The organism is Prevotellamassilia timonensis, from assembly GCF_021531665.1.
Classification (GTDB): Bacteria; Bacteroidota; Bacteroidia; order Bacteroidales; family Bacteroidaceae; genus Alloprevotella.
This window is the reverse complement of the sequence record NZ_JADYUH010000059.1, coordinates 1-17873: the sequence shown is the minus strand read 5'-3', so window position 1 is coordinate 17873 and position 17873 is coordinate 1. Positions and strand designations below refer to the sequence as shown.

11 protein-coding genes are annotated in these 17873 nt (G+C 51.8%); 8 read left to right on the top strand and 3 right to left on the bottom strand.

The window, feature by feature from the left end; all coding sequences use genetic code 11:
• Positions 1 to 344: 344 nt before the first annotated feature.
• From I6E40_RS09035 to I6E40_RS09025, 3 genes are read right to left on the bottom strand one after another with little or no spacing between them, the layout of a single operon-like run.
• Complete coding sequence (locus I6E40_RS09035; RefSeq protein ID WP_235386716.1) at positions 345 to 533, bottom strand: hypothetical protein; 189 nt, start codon at positions 531 to 533, stop codon at positions 345 to 347.
• 11 nt (positions 534 to 544) lie between these two features.
• Positions 545 to 3106 (bottom strand): discoidin domain-containing protein, encoded by a 2562-nt coding sequence (locus tag I6E40_RS09030; protein WP_235386715.1) that lies wholly within the window; start codon positions 3104 to 3106, stop codon positions 545 to 547.
• A gap of 27 nt (positions 3107 to 3133) precedes the next feature.
• Positions 3134 to 7837 carry a discoidin domain-containing protein gene (locus I6E40_RS09025; RefSeq protein ID WP_235386714.1) on the bottom strand — a complete coding sequence of 1568 codons (4704 nt, stop codon included), beginning with the start codon at positions 7835 to 7837 and terminating at the stop codon, positions 3134 to 3136.
• Between the two features lie 621 nt (positions 7838 to 8458).
• Between I6E40_RS09025 and rfbA the strand changes: the two genes are divergently transcribed.
• The 8 genes from rfbA (at position 8459) to smpB (ending at position 16780) form a co-directional block, all read left to right on the top strand.
• Positions 8459 to 9349 carry a glucose-1-phosphate thymidylyltransferase RfbA gene (rfbA, locus tag I6E40_RS09020; protein ID WP_235386713.1) on the top strand — a complete coding sequence of 297 codons (891 nt, stop codon included), beginning with the start codon at positions 8459 to 8461 and terminating at the stop codon, positions 9347 to 9349.
• Positions 9350 to 9376: 27 nt separating this feature from the next.
• Complete coding sequence (locus I6E40_RS09015) at positions 9377 to 11113, top strand: hypothetical protein (protein ID WP_235386712.1); 1737 nt, start codon at positions 9377 to 9379, stop codon at positions 11111 to 11113.
• Between the two features lie 62 nt (positions 11114 to 11175).
• On the top strand, positions 11176 to 11601 hold the full coding sequence (locus I6E40_RS09010) for a BT0820 family HAD-type phosphatase (protein ID WP_235386711.1): 426 nt from the start codon (positions 11176 to 11178) through the stop codon (positions 11599 to 11601).
• Positions 11602 to 11713: 112 nt separating this feature from the next.
• Complete coding sequence (locus I6E40_RS09005; RefSeq protein ID WP_235386710.1) at positions 11714 to 13234, top strand: NAD(P)H-hydrate dehydratase; 1521 nt, start codon at positions 11714 to 11716, stop codon at positions 13232 to 13234.
• 25 nt (positions 13235 to 13259) lie between these two features.
• Positions 13260 to 14333 carry a DUF4831 family protein gene (locus I6E40_RS09000; RefSeq protein ID WP_235386709.1) on the top strand — a complete coding sequence of 358 codons (1074 nt, stop codon included), beginning with the start codon at positions 13260 to 13262 and terminating at the stop codon, positions 14331 to 14333.
• Entirely contained in the window at positions 14330 to 15655 is a 1326-nt protein-coding gene (locus I6E40_RS08995; protein ID WP_235386708.1) for a DEAD/DEAH box helicase, read from the top strand. The genes I6E40_RS09000 and I6E40_RS08995 overlap by 4 nt, the downstream gene beginning before the upstream one ends.
• A 129-nt stretch (positions 15656 to 15784) precedes the next feature.
• Positions 15785 to 16294: a DMP19 family protein gene (locus I6E40_RS08990; RefSeq protein ID WP_235386707.1), complete on the top strand. Its 510-nt coding sequence runs from the start codon at positions 15785 to 15787 to the stop codon at positions 16292 to 16294.
• A gap of 9 nt (positions 16295 to 16303) precedes the next feature.
• Positions 16304 to 16780, top strand: coding sequence for an SsrA-binding protein SmpB (smpB, locus tag I6E40_RS08985; RefSeq protein ID WP_235386706.1), 477 nt, complete (start codon positions 16304 to 16306; stop codon positions 16778 to 16780).
• The last annotated feature ends 1093 nt before the right edge of the window (positions 16781 to 17873 follow it).

Sequence of the window (17873 nt, the reverse complement as noted above, 5' to 3'; positions counted from 1 at the left end):
GGGCTATACTGTGAGTAACCCCGGGCAACGCCCGGGGATAGTAGGAGGCAAGGAAAGATTAGCCTGGAGGGCTGTACGCCCGCGAAGACGGCGAAGCGGCTTTGAAGGAAAGACAAAACCACGGGGCGGAAGGACAACAAAAACGGGTTAAACTTTCTGCACCCGTTCCGCACACATCGAAAGCGTGCAGAACAGGTGCAGAATATGTATTGAACAAATGCTGAACAAGTGATGAACAAGCATTGAACAAGTATTGAACAAGTGATGAACAGGGTGCAGATAAATGTTCACCACTATATCAGAGTCCAACGAAAATTCCGGGTCAGACGACAATTCCGGGCAGGTCAATAATTTTTTTCTTCAAAATTATCCCATGCCACATCGCCTTCCCACTGTCTCTGGTCAGAGGGAGCGTCTCCGCCGGGGCCATAGCCACCACCGATGTTGACATCTGTCTCGCCCAACGAAGAGGCAAGCATCTCCAGCGTGTGGATGCGGATGACTTGTATGGCGGGCTTAATATATGCTTTCATTATGTCTGTTTTTATTTTTGAATGATTTTCTTTCCGTTTCTGATCACAATGCCTCGTGGGTTGCTGTGGGTCAGTCTGCCCGACAGGTCGTAGGTTTCAGTCTGACGTTTCTCTTGGCTGTAGGGAATCACCGTGCCTGTGAGGTTTTCGTCGCCAATCACCACCAGGGAGATGCGTGCGAGGGAACTGAGCGGTGCGGCATTTCGTGAGGTAACGGTCAGATAGTGTCGCATGGGAGAAATCTCCGACTGATGGGTCCACTCACCGTTTGACTGCAGAGAATAGGGGTCCTCACTGCCTGTGCCCACCTCGCTCAGTCCGGAATAGGTGCCGGTGAACGAATATTTGTAGTCCACGCTCTGGCAGAAGCATCCGTTGTCCTCAGCCTTGGCAGGTGTTACGCTATTCAGCAGAAGAGCCATGTGGAGGTTTCCGTCGGTCTTTGCTTTCACGAGATAGGGATAGTTGGCTTTCAAGGTCACTCCTGCCAGTTGGTTGAATGCCTCTACCTCTGTGCGGTCGGGTGTTCCGTCGTCATTGTCATCATATCGGTGTACGTTGTTGATGCGTGAGAAGGAATAGGTGTTACACAGTTCCTCAGTCAGCACAAGGTCGAAGGGCACATACCACGTGGTCCATCCCGTGTCCTCAAAAGTGCGTGCGTAGGTGAAGTCGTTCACCGTGAACACAGCCCGGTTGTCATACGTTGTGGCGTCTTGCAACACATAAGTGTTGGCTGTGAATGCGCCCGCCTCTTCTTTTGCTGCATAGAGTCCCTTGCTGTCAGCGAAATAACATGTAGCGCCGCAACCTTCTCTCTGACAGATTTTCTGGTAGATTGCTTTTTCTTCATTGAAAGACGGCTCACCGGTCAGGTCGTGCTCAACGCTCACCGTTTCGGTATTGGCATACGTGTTACCCACATTCTTTATACCTCCGCAGAGCAGGGGGGCATCATACACCGTGTTGTTGCCACTGTTCGTCAGCACAGGATGTTTGTCGCCCGTTTGCGGTGTAAGGTTCTGATACCATGCCTGCGTGCCGTCGGACTTGCTGCCGTTGAGCAGATAGCAGACCTCGCCGCTTGCGAACTCTGCCGTGATCTTGCCCTTGTTGTTGGTGGAGGTGCCACTATTTAATCCAATAGCTTTTCCTGTGTATTTTTCGCTGTCAAAGTAGCAGTTTAAGATGATGCCACTAGAATTAGTTCCGCACACGCCGCCGACAAAGTTGCTGGTGGCGCTTACCGCACCTGCACTATAACAGTTACTTATTTCACCGTAGGAGTGATGTCCGCACACGCCGCCGACACTGAGACTGCCACTTACCGTACTTGCACTATAACAGTTACTTATGTTACCGTAGTCGCTACGTCCGCACACACCGCCGACATAGTTGAGGCCGCAGAAATAAGAATCAACAATGCCTACATTGGATATTTTGCTGTATCTGCCAGTAGATCCGAAGAAACCTACATAATTTCCTTTTGAACTAATTGAATTATTTGTATTAAAATACAAGCCGCTGATCGTATGCCCTTGTCCATTAAATATTCCATTGTACGAAAAATCTCCACGTCCTATAGGCGTCCATTCTCTGAAACCCCTTACGCTTACATCACTTACCAACGTTCCATTCGCATTCAGAACACCGGTGTTCACGGTGATGTCGTTCGTCAGAACAGCACAGGCATCAAGGTGCGTCACGGCTGTCTCACCCTCTGCCGGCGTATATGTGCCATTGACCCAGGCAGCAAAACAGTAGAGGTCGTCATCATTGCTTATCTGGAAAGGATCAGCGGATGTTCCGGCGTGAGAAAACATGTGTGAAAATCCGCACACGCTGCAATTACCGTTCTCACCTTCGAAAGTATGCCCATTGGCTGGGATGGTCACAGACGCAAGGTCGATTGCATGGGTGCACTCAGCATCGCTGTAGCATCTTCCACATCTGTCGCACTGATAGAAATTCTGAGTGTAGCCAACCTCCATACAGGTTGCATTCCTTTGCTCTTTCAGCAACAATGTACCTTCATGTTCTGTCTCTGTACATTGACAGATCGTAATGGAGAATTCCGACACCCGTAAAAGAGCACCACCCTTGTTGGCTGTGATTTCCCACATGTAATATTTATATTGGGTGTCAATTGCGGTTGCAAGAGTGTATTCGTATGACGTAGAGTTCTCATCCTGCAACTTGGTATCTTTGGAAACAGAAACAAGCTCTGTCCAACCGCCCACGTCGTTTCTTCCGTATATTTTCCAGTCCTTGGGATTTCCGCCACGGTCGAAAGCAATGTCATTGGCTGTGGTTATGGTATAGCCTTTGAGCCTGCATGCCACGTTTGCCTTAAACACCACCCAGGCAGGCTGTGAGGTGGATGGCGCCATGTGGAGCCATTTGGTGGATGTGTCTCCATCAAACAGGTTGCTGGCTTTTTCATTATAATAATCTCCTGAACTTATGTCATACGTCAACGTCACCTGAGCTTTGCCCGTGACCGGCATGACCATTGCCGCCACGAGCAGGAGCAGCGTGAGCAGCATGTTGTTGTTTCTAATATTGTGTTTCATGACGATATTGATTTCTTGTTGGTTTTGTTATTTCTTCCATATCACCTTTCCATCCCGGATCATCAGTCCGTGCTGGTTGTGTTCGGGCAGGCGTCTGCCTGAGAGGTCGTAAGTTTCGCTCTTTTTGCGATTCTCATCATAGGGAGTGACGATGCCTGTGGCACCCTCTTCGCCTGTCACCTGAAGCACAATCAAAGCGGGGGCAGCCAGATAGGATGGGGTGAGTGAACTGATGGTGAGATAGTGACGCATGGGAGAAAGACTCTTGAAATGCCACCATTGTCCGTCACTGAAGAGGGCGTAAGGTGAATTGTCTGCCGTTCCTCCGTCACCCAGTCCGCTGTAGGTTCCGGTGAAGGTGTATTTATAATCCACGCTCTGGCAGTCGATGCTGTTTGACTCTGCCTTGGCTGCCACCACATTCGTCAGCGTGAGGCTCATTTCCCGGTCTGCCTCTGTCACCGGCTTCACAAGATAGGGGTAGTTGGCTTGCAGCGTCACACCCGGCTTCTGGATGAAACTTTCCACAATCGTCTTGTCTGCAGTTCCGTTGTAGTCGGTGTCGTACTGGTGTACGTTGCTGATGCGCGAGAACTTATACTTGGAGCATATCTCCTCGGTGAGCGTAAGTTCGAAAGGCACATACCATGCCGCCCAGTTTGTTCCGGGGAACGAGCGGGTGTAGGTGAATTCTGTGGCGGTGCATACTGCCTGATTGACGTATTCCGTCGCGTCTTGCAACACATAAGTGTCGGTAGTGAATGCGCCCTCCGCATCTTCTTCTGCTGCATAGGAACCCTTGCTGTCAGCGAAATAGAATGCAGTGCCGCAGCCTGTTCTCTGACAGGTTTTCTGATAGATTGATTTTTCTTCATTGAAAGATACCTCTTCGCCCAAGACGTGCTCAACGCTCACCGTGTCGGTATTGGCATACGTGTTACCCACCTTATTTATACCTCCGCAGAGCAGGGAGGCATAATACACCGTGTTGTTGCCGTTGCTGGTCAGCACGGGATATTTGTCGCCCGTTTCCAGAGTGAGGTTCTGATACCATGCCTGCGTGCCGTCGGACTTGCTGCCGTTGAGCAGATAGCAGACCTCACCGCTTGCAAACTGTGCCGTGGTCTTGCCCTCGACATTGGTGGCGATGCTGAAGTTACTAGTTCCGACAGCATCTTTATCGCATTCTTCGCTGTCAAAGTAGCAGTTTGAGATGGTACTGAAATAATTATTTCCGCACACGCCGCCGACACTGGTGGGGCCACTTACCGCACCTACACTATAACAGTTACTTATGGTACCGTTGTTTGTCTTTCCGCACACGCCGCCGACATCGGTGCCGCCTCTTACCGAACCTACACTATAACAGTTACTTGTTTCACCGCTATGATTATTTCCGCACACGCCGCCGACATAGGTGTTGCCAATTACTGCACTTGCACTATAACAGTTGCTTATGTTACCGTTGTCGTTAAACCCGCACACGCCGCCGACAAAGGAGCTGCTGCCACTTACCGCACCTGCACTATAACAGTTACTTATGGAAGCGGAGTTGTTACGTCCGCACACACCGCCGACCTCATCTTTACCATTGAAATACGAATCCACAACGCCCACATTGGTAATTTTGCCGCCACTGCCTATACATCCGAAGAGTCCGACATAGTCTGTCGCTGAATTGTCGAAATATAAACCACTGACCGTATGGCTCTGTCCGTTAAAGGTTCCTTTGTACTGATTGTCAAAATTTCCGATAGGCGTCCAGACTTTGAAACCGCTTACATCGCTTGCGAGCGTGCCATCCGCAGTCAAAACACCGGTGTTCACGGTGATGTCGTTCACAAGAACTGCGTTTGCAGAAAGATTCTGCGGCGTGCCGTCAGTCAGCGTGCCGTTTACGAGACCGGCAAACCACAAAAGTTGTCCTACATTGGATATCTCGTATGCGTTGTCTGTAGAGTTGAAGAAAGCCTTCTGGTAGCCATGAGAACAGGTGCCCTCCGAAGTGTAGCCTTCATAAATATCTTTATTCAGGTTGGAATATAATTCGACAGAAGTACCAGGCTCATGTTCACAACCGGAATACTTTGTGACTTGATATACGGTATTTTCACCGGTTGCTTTCCATATCGGCAATTGGTCGCCGGTTTCCGGTGTAAGGTTCTGATACCATGCCTGCGTGCCGTCGGACTTGCCTTCGTTGAGCAGATAGCAGACCTCGCCGCTTGCGAACTGTGCCGTGGTCTTGCCCTCGACGTTGGTGACGGTGCCGCTTTCATTTGTTCCGACAGCATCTTTGTTGCATTTTTCGCTGTTAAAGTAGCAGTATAAAACTGTGCCTCGATAATTATATCCGCACACACTGCCGACATTGTCGCTGCCGCTGACCGCACCTGCACTATAACAGTTACTTATGTTACCGTAGTTGTTAAACCCGCACACGCCGCCGACATAGGAGCTGCCAATTACCGCACCTGCACTATAACAGTTACTTATGTTACCGTTGTCGCTATACCCGCACACGCCGCCGACAAAGGAGCTGCTGCCACTTACCGAACCTGCACTATAACAGTTACTTATGGAAGCGGAGATGTTACGTCCGCACACGCCGCCGACATTATTATTTCCGTAGAAATACGAATCCACAACGCCCACATTGGAAATCTTGCCGCCATTGCCTATATATCCGAAGAGTCCGACATAGTCTGTCGCTGAATTGTTGAAATACAAGCCGCGGACCGTATGGCTCTGCCCGTCAAAGGTTCCTTGGTACGGATTAGAATCATTTCCGACAGGCGTCCAGACTCTGAAACCGCTGACATCGCTTGCGAGCGTGCCATCCGCAGTCAAAACACCGGTGTTCACGGTGATGTCGTTCAAAAGAACTGCATTTGCAGAAAGATTCTGCGCCGTGCCGTCAGCAAGTGTTCCGTTGACAAGAGCGGCAAACCAATAAAGTTGTCCGGCATTGGCGATTTCGTAAACTTCATCCTTTTCTCCGTCGCCGTTGATGTCATGCTTATCAGTTGTCAGCGTTGCCGGCTCATAACCGCCGCACTTTGTACAGAATCCGTCCGGGTCTAAGGAGTGCTCAATAGCCACCGGAGTGTTGGAGAATTGGAGCGTACAAGGTTGGCTGACATACACCGTGTTGTTACCATTTGATTTCAAGACAGGATATGAGTCTCCGCCTTCACTCGCAAGGTTCTGATACCATGACTGCGTGTCATTGGTCACGCCTTTGTTCAGCAGATAACATACCTCACCGCTTGCGAACTGTGCCGTGGTCTTGCCCTTGGTGTTGATGACGGTGCTGCTGTGATTAGTTCCGACAGCATCTTTGTCGCATTTTTCACTGTTAAAGTAGCAGTTTGAGATGGTGCCATAATTATATCCGCACACGCCGCCGACATGGTCGCTGCCGCTTACCGCCCCTGTAATATAACAGTTATTTATAGGACGGTAGTCTTTAAATCCACACACGCCGCCGACAATACTTGTACCACTTACCGTGTTAGCGTTATAGCAGTTTTCAATAATTCCGTATCCCCTTCCGCACATGCCGCCGACATAGGTGGAGCCGCAGAAATAAGAATCAACAATGCCTACATTGGATATTTTGCTGTGTATTTCAATATATCCGAAGAAACCTACATAACTTCTCTGTGAATGATTAAAATACAAGCCGCTAATCGTATGCCCTTGTCCATTAAATATTCCATCGTACGAAAAATCTACACTTCCTATAGGCGTCCATTCTCTGAAACCGCTTACATCACTTACCAACGTTCCATCCGCATTCAGAACACCGGTGTTCACGGTGATGTCGTTCGTCAGAACAGCACAGGCATCAAGGTGCGTCACGGCTGTCTCACCCTCTGCCGACGTATATGTGCCATTGACCCAGGCAGCAAACCAGTAGAGGTCGTCAGCATTGCTTATCTGGAAAGGATCAGCGGATGTTCCGGCATGAGAAAGCATGTGTGAGACTCCGCACACGCTGCAATCGCCGTTCTCACCATTGAAAGTATGTCCCTTGGCTTGAAGAATCACAGACGCAAGGTCGATTGCATGGGTGCCCGCAGCATCGCTGTAGCATCTTCCACATCTGTCGCACTGATAGAAATCCTGAGTGTAGCCAACCTCGATACAGGTTGCATCCCTTTGCTCTTTCAGCAACAATGTACCTTCATGTTCTGTCTCTGTACATTGAGAGACTGCAATGGAGAATTCCGACACCTGGAAAACGTCAGCACCCTGGTTGGCTGTGATTTCCCACTTGTAATATTCATATTTGGTGTCAATTGAGGTTGCAAGAGTGTATTCGTATGGCGTAAAGTCCTCATCCTGCAACTTGCTATCATTGTAAACAGAAACAAGTTCTGTCCAATTGCTCTTGTCGTTGCTTCCGTATATTTTCCAGTCCTTGGGATTTCTGTCACGGTTGGAAGCATTGTCATTGGCTGTGGTTATGGTATAGCCTTTGAGCCTGCATGCCTCGTTTGCCTTAAACACCACCCAGGCGGACGAAGAGATGGATGGCGCATCGTAGCACCATTTGGTGGATGTGTCTCCATCAAACAGGTTGCTGGCTGTTTCATTAGAATAACCACTTGAACTGCTGTCATACGTCAACGTCATCTGAGCTTTGCCCGTGACCGGCATGACCATTGCCGCCACGAGCAGGAGCATCGTGAGCAGCCATTTCCTTGTTGAAAATAATTTTAACATGATATGAATGAATTGATTATTTGTATTCTATCAACTCCGCCGCAAAGCGGTATCAAATTTCTGACACACAAAGAGTCTTCTGCCGATGTCCATTTCTGACACCTGCGGAAGGCGATTTATCAACTGAGGTTTGTGAAATTTGTTTTCACGAGTGTGTAAAGAACAAAGGTTATGCTCTACGCTGTCGAATGTGGTTTACGCCAGACATTCACGCGGCAAAATTACGCAGAGTGTTAAACTTAACCGCAAAAATAATTTCATAAATTTGACGAACAGCCCATTATATAAACCATTCTGCTCAGTCCTGTTTGCAAAAAAACGATATAAAAACTATCCTCTGTGACACTTCCCCTACCCCCTCTTTGTTGAACAGTGAGCCACCTCAAGAAATCTTCCGTGTGAACTGTATTCCGTGGTATGAAGAGGCACACCTCCGCTGAGTCGGAAACCTTCCGACAATCGAAAGAAACTGCGACATTCGCGTGCAAAAAGGGACTGTTTGCGCCGAAAACCCAAAAATCACGACAAAAAAGGCGGTTTCTTGGATATAAATGCTTTTCTTTGCGGTGGCAATCTGAGGATTGCACCCAAATTTTGTGTTTCCTAAGCAAAATCTTTTCTATGAAAGGCATCGTTTTGGCCGGAGGCAGTGGTACCCGGCTCTACCCTATTACAAAAGGAATCAGTAAGCAGTTAATTCCCATCTTCGACAAGCCGATGGTCTATTATCCCATCTCCGTCCTCATGCTTGCCGGAATCCGCGACATCCTCATCATCTCCACTCCACAGGACCTGCCGGGTTTCAAGCGCTTGCTCGGCGATGGCAGTGACTACGGCGTGAACTTCTCCTACGCCGAACAGCCCTCCCCCGACGGACTGGCGCAGGCGTTCCTCATCGGCGAGGAGTTCATCGGTGACGACAGCGTCTGCCTCGTGCTCGGCGACAACATCTTCCACGGAAGCCACTTCGGCAGAATGCTCCGCGAAGCCGTGCGCACCGCTGAAGAAGAACACAAAGCCACCGTCTTCGGCTATCGGGTGAACGACCCCGAGAGATACGGCGTCGTGGAGTTTGACGCGCAAGGAAACTGTGTCAGCATCGAAGAGAAGCCCGCCCAGCCCAAGTCAAACTATGCCGTCGTCGGACTCTACTTCTATCCCAACAAAGTCGTCGAGGTGGCGAAGCACATCAAACCCTCTGCCCGCGGCGAGTTGGAAATCACCACCGTCAATCAGGAGTTCCTTGAGGCGGGCGAACTGATGGTGCAAACACTCGGCATCGGCTTCGCCTGGCTTGACACCGGCACCCACGACAGTCTCAGCGAAGCGTCCACCTTCATCGAAGTGATTGAAAAAAGAACGGGACAGAAAATCGGATGTCTCGAGGGAATCGCCATGAAGCAGGGATGGATTTCGCCCGAAGACGTCAAACGACTCGCAGAACCCATGCTGAAGAACCAGTACGGACAATACCTAATCAAAATCGCCAACCTGCAAGAAAAAGACGAGTGACACGCTGTCTTCTTCCCTCTGAGAGTTATGCCCCGGATTCTCTTTCTCCTTTTCGCATTTTTTGTGGTCTTCTCTCCGCTCCAAGCCGAAGAGAAGACTACTGACGTGTTTGGGCGCGTCACAAAAATGGAAGAGGTGACCGATGATGGAGTCTATCTCATCGCCTGCACACTCAACGACGGACGTTTCGTGCTCTTGACAAACATGGTCAAGACTGCTGCCAACAAACTCGTCGGCTCGTGGATGCAGGAGAAACCGGAAAAGGAACTGACCTACACCAACGTCACACGAATGTGGCGCATCACCCGCACCGAGCACGGAACGGTTCGCATCACCTCGGCAGAAAACGGGAAGAACGTGACACGAGTGAAGAACGGAAACCTCGGCATCACGCTGGAAACGGCAAACAACAGTCTGAGCGAATGGACTTTGACGGCACAAGACGAGGAAACTTTCGCGCTTGGGGACGCCACCTCTGCAAGCAGATGGCTGAGAGCGGAAGAAGTCACCGGCAACGGGACGAAAGGTATCTATTTTGACAACTATTCTTCCACCTCCGCCACAAAACTCATTCTCTACCGTCAGGGGTTGAGCGACCGCGTCGGAGACAAAACCACCCTCGAAGACGGCGCCACCGTCGGACTGAACAGCGGCACGCTCTTCCGCACCGCCGAGGGAGCACCGCTTGACCTTGTCGACAACGAACTGACCAACGAGGCTTGGGCGCCCGACGAACGTGTGGAAACCTTCACCTTCCGGAAACGAGACAACGAATGTTTTGTACTGGAGAAAGAAGGAAAATTCTTTGACCTTCAACTCCAAACAAGCAGTGCCGAAACACTTTGGATGATGAAGAACGGCACGATGACAACGGTGGAAGAGACGCCTCGCAGTCTGTGCTACGATGCTGCCGCAGGACAATGGAAACTGCTGACAACGGAGAACGGAACTGCCACGCGCCCCGCCGTTTTTGCGACGCAGCCCTCCAAGGAAATAGACAGCCGCGGCGTCCTCGTGCTTCAAGGAGGATGGAGTGCCGCATCCCTCGCAGCCCTTGACTTTGAAGGCTCACGCGCCGCCGACCTCACGCAAATCTCCCTTCCTGTCCGAGCCCGCAGTTTTTTGTCATCACCGACCGCGACCAACTATCCGCTCTTCGTGGCAGAAAATGCAGCCAACGCCGTGCCCGAAAGTTGGAACTTCGTGGTGACGGAGAAAACGGACGGTTCGCGCCACTTGCTCCGCCCCACGGAACTGACGGACAAACAGCCCTTTTTCGCCGAACGCGTCTTCTCCGTGGATGAATCGCAGATGTCGCTCGAAAGAAGCATCAGCGGCGACGGACACTGGCAAACGCTCTGCCTTCCCTTCCCCACCCGAGTGCCGGACGGCGTGACAGTGGCACAACTGAAAGAGAGCGAGAACGAACACGAGTTTGCACTCCACGCCGTGAAGGAGATGGGCGCCGGAATGCCCTATCTCGTGAAGACAAACGCGCCGGGCGAAACCACACCGCTGACCATCCGCTTCTCCTCTCTGAAAGGCACGACCGCTGCTGCCCCCGCATCGCACGAATTGGCAGGCTTCTCCTTCCGCTCCACCTTTGACGGCAGCCATGTCACTGACGACACGACCTACCTGCTCAGCCACAAAGAGAATGCGTTCGTCCATGCTGCCGCAGGCAGTCGGATTCCTCCTTTCCGCTGCGAACTCATCGTTCAAAAAGGACTGAAAGGTCTGCAAATTCCAAGACTGAAAGAGTAATTGACTTCTCGGAATGCAGAATGAGCCTCTCCTAAAAAAAATCCAATAAAAACATATAAGAAATGGTTATATCAGTAGATTTTGACGGCACCATCGTCGAGCATCGCTATCCCGCCATCGGGAAAGAACTTCCCTTTGCCACCTCCACCCTGCGCCGCTTCATGGAAGAAGGTCACAAACTCGTCCTCTTCTCCGTCAGAGAGGGAGAATTGTTGGAAGAGGCTGTGAAATGGTGCGAAGAAAGAGGCGTACGCTTCTACGCCGTCAATGCTGACATTGACGAGGATGCCTGTGATCATCAAGGAACGAAACACTGGAGCCGCAAACTCAAAGCGGATGTCTTCATCGATGACCGGAACGTCGGCGGACTGCCCGACTGGGGAGTCATCTACCAAATGATTTCACGAGGAATCACCTACGCCGAATATCTGGAAGAAATGCAACACGGCAGCCTGCCGAAAAAGAAAAAGCATTGGTGGAACTTCTGAACGAATGTTCTATAAATTAGGTTGAAAACGTAAGCACTTTCTTTCGAATGCACCTTAATCCGTAATTTATAGAACAACCCTTGAAAAGGTGTCCCCTCAAAAAAACTGTCACATGAAGGTTTTCAATTCATCTCAAATACATGATTTAGACGCTGCCGCCATTCGTGACGAACAAATCAGTTCTCTCGAACTCATGGAGAGAGCCGCCATCGCATGTGCCGAATTTTTGCTCACTCACATCGGCAGATTCGACAGAAGAATTGTGGTCTTTGCCGGTCCCGGCGGCAACGGCGGCGACGGACTCGCCATCGCACGTCTGCTCTCAAAAGCCGGCTTCAGCGACATCAGTGTCTTTCTCTTCAACACACGAAACCAACTCAGCGATGACTGCCGCGAGAACAGCGAAAAACTGCAACAAGAATGTCCGCAGGTGACGTTCTCCGAAATCACACAGCAGTTTGAGACTCCGAAACTGGATGAAGACACGCTGGTCATTGACGCCCTCTTCGGCATTGGGCTGAAGAAACCGCTCAACGGCGGCTTTGCCTCGCTGGTGAAACTCATCAACTCATCGCCCGCCGAAGTCGTCAGCATCGACATCCCCTCGGGACTGCTCTGTGAAGACAACAGTTTCAACACTCCGTCCACCATCGTCAATGCAGACCACACCCTGACCCTCCACGCTCCGAAACTCTCGCTGCTGCTTGACGACACGCTGCCCTATGTCGGCGAGATGCACCTCCTTCCCATCGGCATCTCCCCCAAAACCGAAGAGAAAATCGAAAGCGCCTTCCATCTCACCACCGCCGAGGACATCCGCGGCATGTGGAAGAAACGCCCGGTCTATGGCCACAAAGGCACCTTCGGTCACGCCCTCTTGGTGGCGGGAAGTTATGGCATGGCGGGCGCAGCCATCCTCTCCACGCAAGCCTGTCTCAGAAGCGGTGTCGGAAAGGTGACGGTTCACACGCCGGAACTGAACAATAACATCCTCCAAACCGCTGTCCCCGAGGCTGTGCTCTCTCTGGACAAACACCCGAAGGTCTTCACCTCTCCCGTTCGCACCGATGCGTTTGACGCCATCGCCATCGGTCCCGGAATCGGCACGGGAAAAGAAACGGCGCTCGCTTTCATCGAGCAGGTGAGTCACGTGGCTGTACCGATGGTCATCGACGCCGATGCCATCAACATCCTCGGCGACCACAAAGGCTGGATGACGCAGATTCCGCAGAACGTGGTCTTCACGCCGCATCCCGGAGAAATGCAAAAACTCGGCATCTGCCGCCACGACAGTTTCAGCATGTTGCTCGAAGCCGTCAATCTCTGCCGCCGCCATCAGTTCTACATCATCTTCAAAGGACATCACTCTGCCGTCTGCACACCGGAAGGAAAGGTCTTCTTCAACACCACGGGCAACAGCGGCATGGGAACCGCCGGAAGCGGCGACGTCCTGACGGGCATCGTGACCGCACTCCTGGCGCAGCACTATTCCATGCTGGATGCCTGCCGCATGGGCGTCTATCTCCACGGACTTGCCGGCGACATCGCTGCCGAAAAACTGGGTGAACACAGCGTCACTGCCCACGACATCATCGCCGCGCTCCCCCAAGCCTTCAGGAAACTTACTCTTTGACTCCTCTGACCCAAAAACATCTCTCATGAAAGCACTCAAATGGGCACTCTGCCTCCTCTCTCTCTTCGCCGCGAACCTCAACGCACAAACCCAGGTGAACGCCTATCAACCCGGCATCACACCGGAAGGAATCACCTACTTCCTTCCCAAAGCGCGCATCTGTATCGCCGTGGAAGCCACCTGCACAAAACACGTGCCGGGAGAATATGCTGACTACGCCAAAGCATATCTCCGACTCAACGACGTCGCGCTCACACCGTGGGACGAATGGAAAATCACGAAAATCACACTCATCCCCTACGGCACCGCCGACACGAAGCAGGCATATACCATCAAACTCAACCCGAAAACCAGTGCTCCCTTCGTGAGCCTCACATCCGACGGACGACTGCTCGCCATCAACGCACAAGTCGCCGACACCGTTACCCTGCCCCAACCTTCCGTCACTCCCATCCCAACGAAACAAATCGTGGGGAACAACTTCAAAACGGAAGCCATCCTCTCCGCCGGCAGCAAAGCAAAAATGGCGGAACTCGCAGCATCTGAAATCTATGACATACGCGAGAATCGCTCGCTCTTGATCAAAGGACAGGCGGAGTTCATGCCGAAGGACGGTGAACAACTCAAACTGATGCTCGCCAGTCTTGACGAACAGGAAGAAGGCTTGCTCTCGCTCTTCAGCGGTACGACCACGATGGAGAAACACGTGGTGGTGAAAGACGTGGAACTCAGCGGCGAACTGAACAAATTCCCGCTTTTTGCTTTCTCACGCTATCTTGGTTTCATCGATGCTGACGACCCCGCCGGCGAACCTTTCTCGCTGTCTGTCACAGACCTCCACAGCCTGCCCGCCGTGACGGAGACACCGGGTGCCAAGCCGAAGAAGGAGAAAGAAGACCTGCGCCACATCGTGCCGGGAAAAGCGAACATCAAACTTTGGAAAGGCGACGAAGAAATGCACAGCCTCACCCTCGCCCTGCCTTGCTTCGGACGCGTGGAACACCTCGGCGGCGAACTCTTCAACAAACGCATGACCACCGTGGTGCTTGACCCGTTGAACGGCGGCATCCGACAAATCCACGCCGACACGGCACAATGAAGGAACTGAACTCTCTCCTGCAAAACCTGGGCATTGAACGACTCCTGCCCCTGCAAGAAAAAATGTGGGAAACTTGCCGCACGGCAAAAGGGGCTGTGGTGCTCCTCGCTCCCACCGGCTCGGGCAAGACGCTGGCGGTACTGCTCCCGCTTCTGGAACGTCTTTCGGAACAAGACTCGGCGGCAGTGTGTCTGGCACCGACTCGCGAACTGGTTCTTCAGCATCAAACCATCTGGAACGCCATGCACACCGGCTTTCCTTCGGTCTGTCTCCGCGGCGGTCACTCCTTTCCCGAAGAACAGGCTGCACTGACGAACTGCCAACCGAAAGTGGTCTTCGCCACACCGGGACGCTTGCTGGACCACCTCACACGGAAGACTTTCTCGCCCGACACCACCACCCTCCTGCTCGTCGATGAGTTTGACAAGTGTTTTGAACTTGGCTTCCGGGACACGTTGAACGAGATTGCCCAAAGATTTCTCCGCATTCAAAATGTTTGGCTGAGTTCTGCCACCGACACACCGGAGATTCCACGTTTCCTGCAAAAGATGAGTGAACGGGACATCGTCAGACTGGACTTCCTTCACGAAACCGAAACGCTGTCGGGGCTTTCGTTCCGCACCTATCTTCTGCCTGAGGAAGCGGACAAAGCGGAAGTACTGTTGCACCTGCTTTGCACACTGGGCGATGAGTCCTCCATCGTGTTTGTCGAAACCCGCGAGGGAGTGGAACTTCTCCGTCGCCAACTGTGTCGCACGGGGCTTTCCCTTGCTTTCTATCACGGCGGCATGGAACAGGCGGAACGCGAACGCGCCTTGTTGCGCTTTCGATGCGGCGCAGCACGCACGCTGGTCTGCACAGACCTCGCAGCCCGAGGATTGGACATTGCCGACGTGGCACACGTGGTTCACTTTGACCTTCCCCGCACCGCCGAGCAGGTCATTCACCGGAATGGACGTACCGCACGCCAAGGCAAAGCCGGCGTGGCACACTTTCTGCTTGCTCCCTCCGACGACCTCCGAGCGATGCTTCCGGACGCGGACCTCACGCCATCACCGCTGCCGACCGCCACGCAACTCCCACCACCGACCGCTTTCTCCTTGCTACATTTGGACTGCGGACGAAAGGAGAAACTCCGCAACGGCGACATCGTCGGCGCGCTCTGTAAACAGTGCGACGTTCCCTTTGAAGCCATCGGTATGATTTCTCTGAACGAGCGACACACCTATGTCGCCATTGCCTCCGAAGCCGCAAAAGCGTTTGCCACACAGCGAAAAGTGAAAATCAAAGGCAAAACCGTGCGCATCACTCCCGCCCGCTGAATCGCCTATACCTTATGATATAGGTCGCAGAAGCGAGAAGCCTATACCTTATTATATAGGTCGCAGAAGCGAGAAGCCTATACCTTATTAATATATATATATACGACAGAAAAACTTAACGACACACTCATGAACCCTCTTGCATCCGCCACCTCCTCCGAACTTCAAGAAGCACGCGAACGCGGAAGTTTCGACTACCTCGAACTCATCGTGAACAGAATCAGTGAATCCGTTGCGGGCGAACTGAACGGCGACACCATGGCGCGCCTCACGCCGGAACAAATCACGCTCTGGGCATACTGGATTTTCCGCAGCGAGGTGCTGGACGGCGGACACGTGCAACTCATCTACAACGGCTACGGTCCGTTCATCTATCGTAACCCCTTTGCCCACGTCATGAAACTCTGGGGACTGACGGACTTCGCAAAATTCATCAACAAAGGTCACACGCTCTACAAAAAACACGAGGCGGAAATCACACAAGAACGCTCCGACGAGGAGTTCATGGCAATGTATGAAAACTTCGAGGACTTCGACGACCTGGACGATGCCTTCGTCATCCACGAAGAAGAAATCACCGAACAAATCGCTGACCACGTGAACGAACAAATCTCACAGTTTGTGACCATCAAAAACTAACTACCTCCCATGAGCCAAAATAAACTCAAAATATCAAGTTCGGTGAACATTCAAAACCGCCGCGCACGATTTGACTATCTGATTCTCGACCGCTACAGCGCAGGAATCGTCCTGACCGGAACGGAAATCAAAAGCATCCGAACGGGCAAGGCGTCGCTCACCGACAGTTTCTGCTACATCAACAACGGAGAGGTGTGGATGAAAAATTCCTACATCGCTCCCTACGAACGAGGCTCCTATCTCAACCACTCCGCTCGCCGAGACCGTAAACTGCTGCTGAACCGCCGCGAAATCAACCGACTCGTCGCTGACTCCCGCTCCCCCGGTTTCAGCATCGTCCCCCTTCGCATCTATCTCAGTGAACGAGGACTCGCCAAAGTGGAAATTGCTCTCTGCCGAGGAAAAAAGGAATATGACAAACGCGCCTCACTGAGAGAACAACAGGACAAACGCGAAATCCAACGCGTCATGAAAAGCGCGAGATAAACCTGCTCCTCCAACGACTCATTCGTCCAACCCTACATTTTTTAAAAACATTTGCCGCTCCTGACACAACAGCGAGCGGCAATTTCTATGATGCCCCATGACGGCTGCCGGCACAACGCTCCTATATACGTAAATAAATGGGGAAACAAAAAAACTATACAAACTATACACAAAACCCTACACAAACCTTGCATTCTTCTGATTATCCGCGTGTTGCGTTGTGTATAGTTTGTGCTTCAAACTATACACAAACTATACACAAACTATACATTGAAGCGTTCAAAACCCTACAAGAAAGGTGAATGTAAACCCTACACAGAACGCTACATGGAAGCGTTCAAAACCCTACACAAAACGGCGCGCAAACCCTGCACTGCAACGGCGCGCAGTTTCCTTAGGAGCGCACCTAAGTTAAATTAGGAGAAGGCTAATTTTAGGTTAACTGGGTGCGCTCCTAGTTTTTCCTAGGTGCGCTCCTAGTTTTTCTTAGGTGCGCTCCTAGTTTTTCCTAGGTGCGCTCCCAGTTTTTCCTAGGTGCGCTCCCAGACCCCAATTTTAAAAGGAAAGTGACGAGACAAAGGAGGAGTCGCGGCTCGCGCCGCCATCTTCTCGGGCGTATAGCCCTCCAGGCTAATCTTTCCTTGCCATCTGCTATCCCCGGGCGTTGCCCGGGGTTACTCACAGTATAGCCTTCCAGGCTAAGATACTTTTGCTGCATAGGTGGTAGCGGCACTGGCAAAGATTCGCCACGGTCAATATCGCTTCGCACTCGGGGGTACTCACGGTATAGCCCTCCAGGCCAAGATACTTTTGCTGCATAGGTGGTAGCGGCACGGGCAAAGATTCGCCGCGGTCAATATCGCTTCGCACTCGGGGGTACTCACAGTAAAACCCTCCAGGCTAAGATGCTTTTGCTGCACAGGTGGCAGCGCCAACAAATGTGGCTATGCTGCGCTTTATGTTTAAGGCAACCAAAAATGACTCGGTATCACCGTTTTTTCAGATCCACTATGCGCCGACTCTGCATTTTAGTGTGTCGAGGTTTACAGCAAGCAAGACTATCCAGCCTGGAAGGCTGTACTGTGAGTAACCG

What these genes read in the sequence shown, in the direction of transcription:
- I6E40_RS09035 (WP_235386716.1), bottom strand. Translation starts at nt 533, where the DNA reads ATGAAAGCATATATTAAGCCCGCCATACAAGTCATCCGCATCCACACG.
- I6E40_RS09030 (WP_235386715.1), bottom strand. Translation starts at nt 3,106, where the DNA reads ATGAAACACAATATTAGAAACAACAACATGCTGCTCACGCTGCTCCTG.
- I6E40_RS09025 (WP_235386714.1), bottom strand. Translation starts at nt 7,837, where the DNA reads ATGTTAAAATTATTTTCAACAAGGAAATGGCTGCTCACGATGCTCCTG.
- rfbA (WP_235386713.1), top strand. Translation starts at nt 8,459, where the DNA reads ATGAAAGGCATCGTTTTGGCCGGAGGCAGTGGTACCCGGCTCTACCCT.
- I6E40_RS09015 (WP_235386712.1), top strand. Translation starts at nt 9,377, where the DNA reads ATGCCCCGGATTCTCTTTCTCCTTTTCGCATTTTTTGTGGTCTTCTCT.
- I6E40_RS09010 (WP_235386711.1), top strand. Translation starts at nt 11,176, where the DNA reads ATGGTTATATCAGTAGATTTTGACGGCACCATCGTCGAGCATCGCTAT.
- I6E40_RS09005 (WP_235386710.1), top strand. Translation starts at nt 11,714, where the DNA reads ATGAAGGTTTTCAATTCATCTCAAATACATGATTTAGACGCTGCCGCC.
- I6E40_RS09000 (WP_235386709.1), top strand. Translation starts at nt 13,260, where the DNA reads ATGAAAGCACTCAAATGGGCACTCTGCCTCCTCTCTCTCTTCGCCGCG.
- I6E40_RS08995 (WP_235386708.1), top strand. Translation starts at nt 14,330, where the DNA reads ATGAAGGAACTGAACTCTCTCCTGCAAAACCTGGGCATTGAACGACTC.
- I6E40_RS08990 (WP_235386707.1), top strand. Translation starts at nt 15,785, where the DNA reads ATGAACCCTCTTGCATCCGCCACCTCCTCCGAACTTCAAGAAGCACGC.
- smpB (WP_235386706.1), top strand. Translation starts at nt 16,304, where the DNA reads ATGAGCCAAAATAAACTCAAAATATCAAGTTCGGTGAACATTCAAAAC.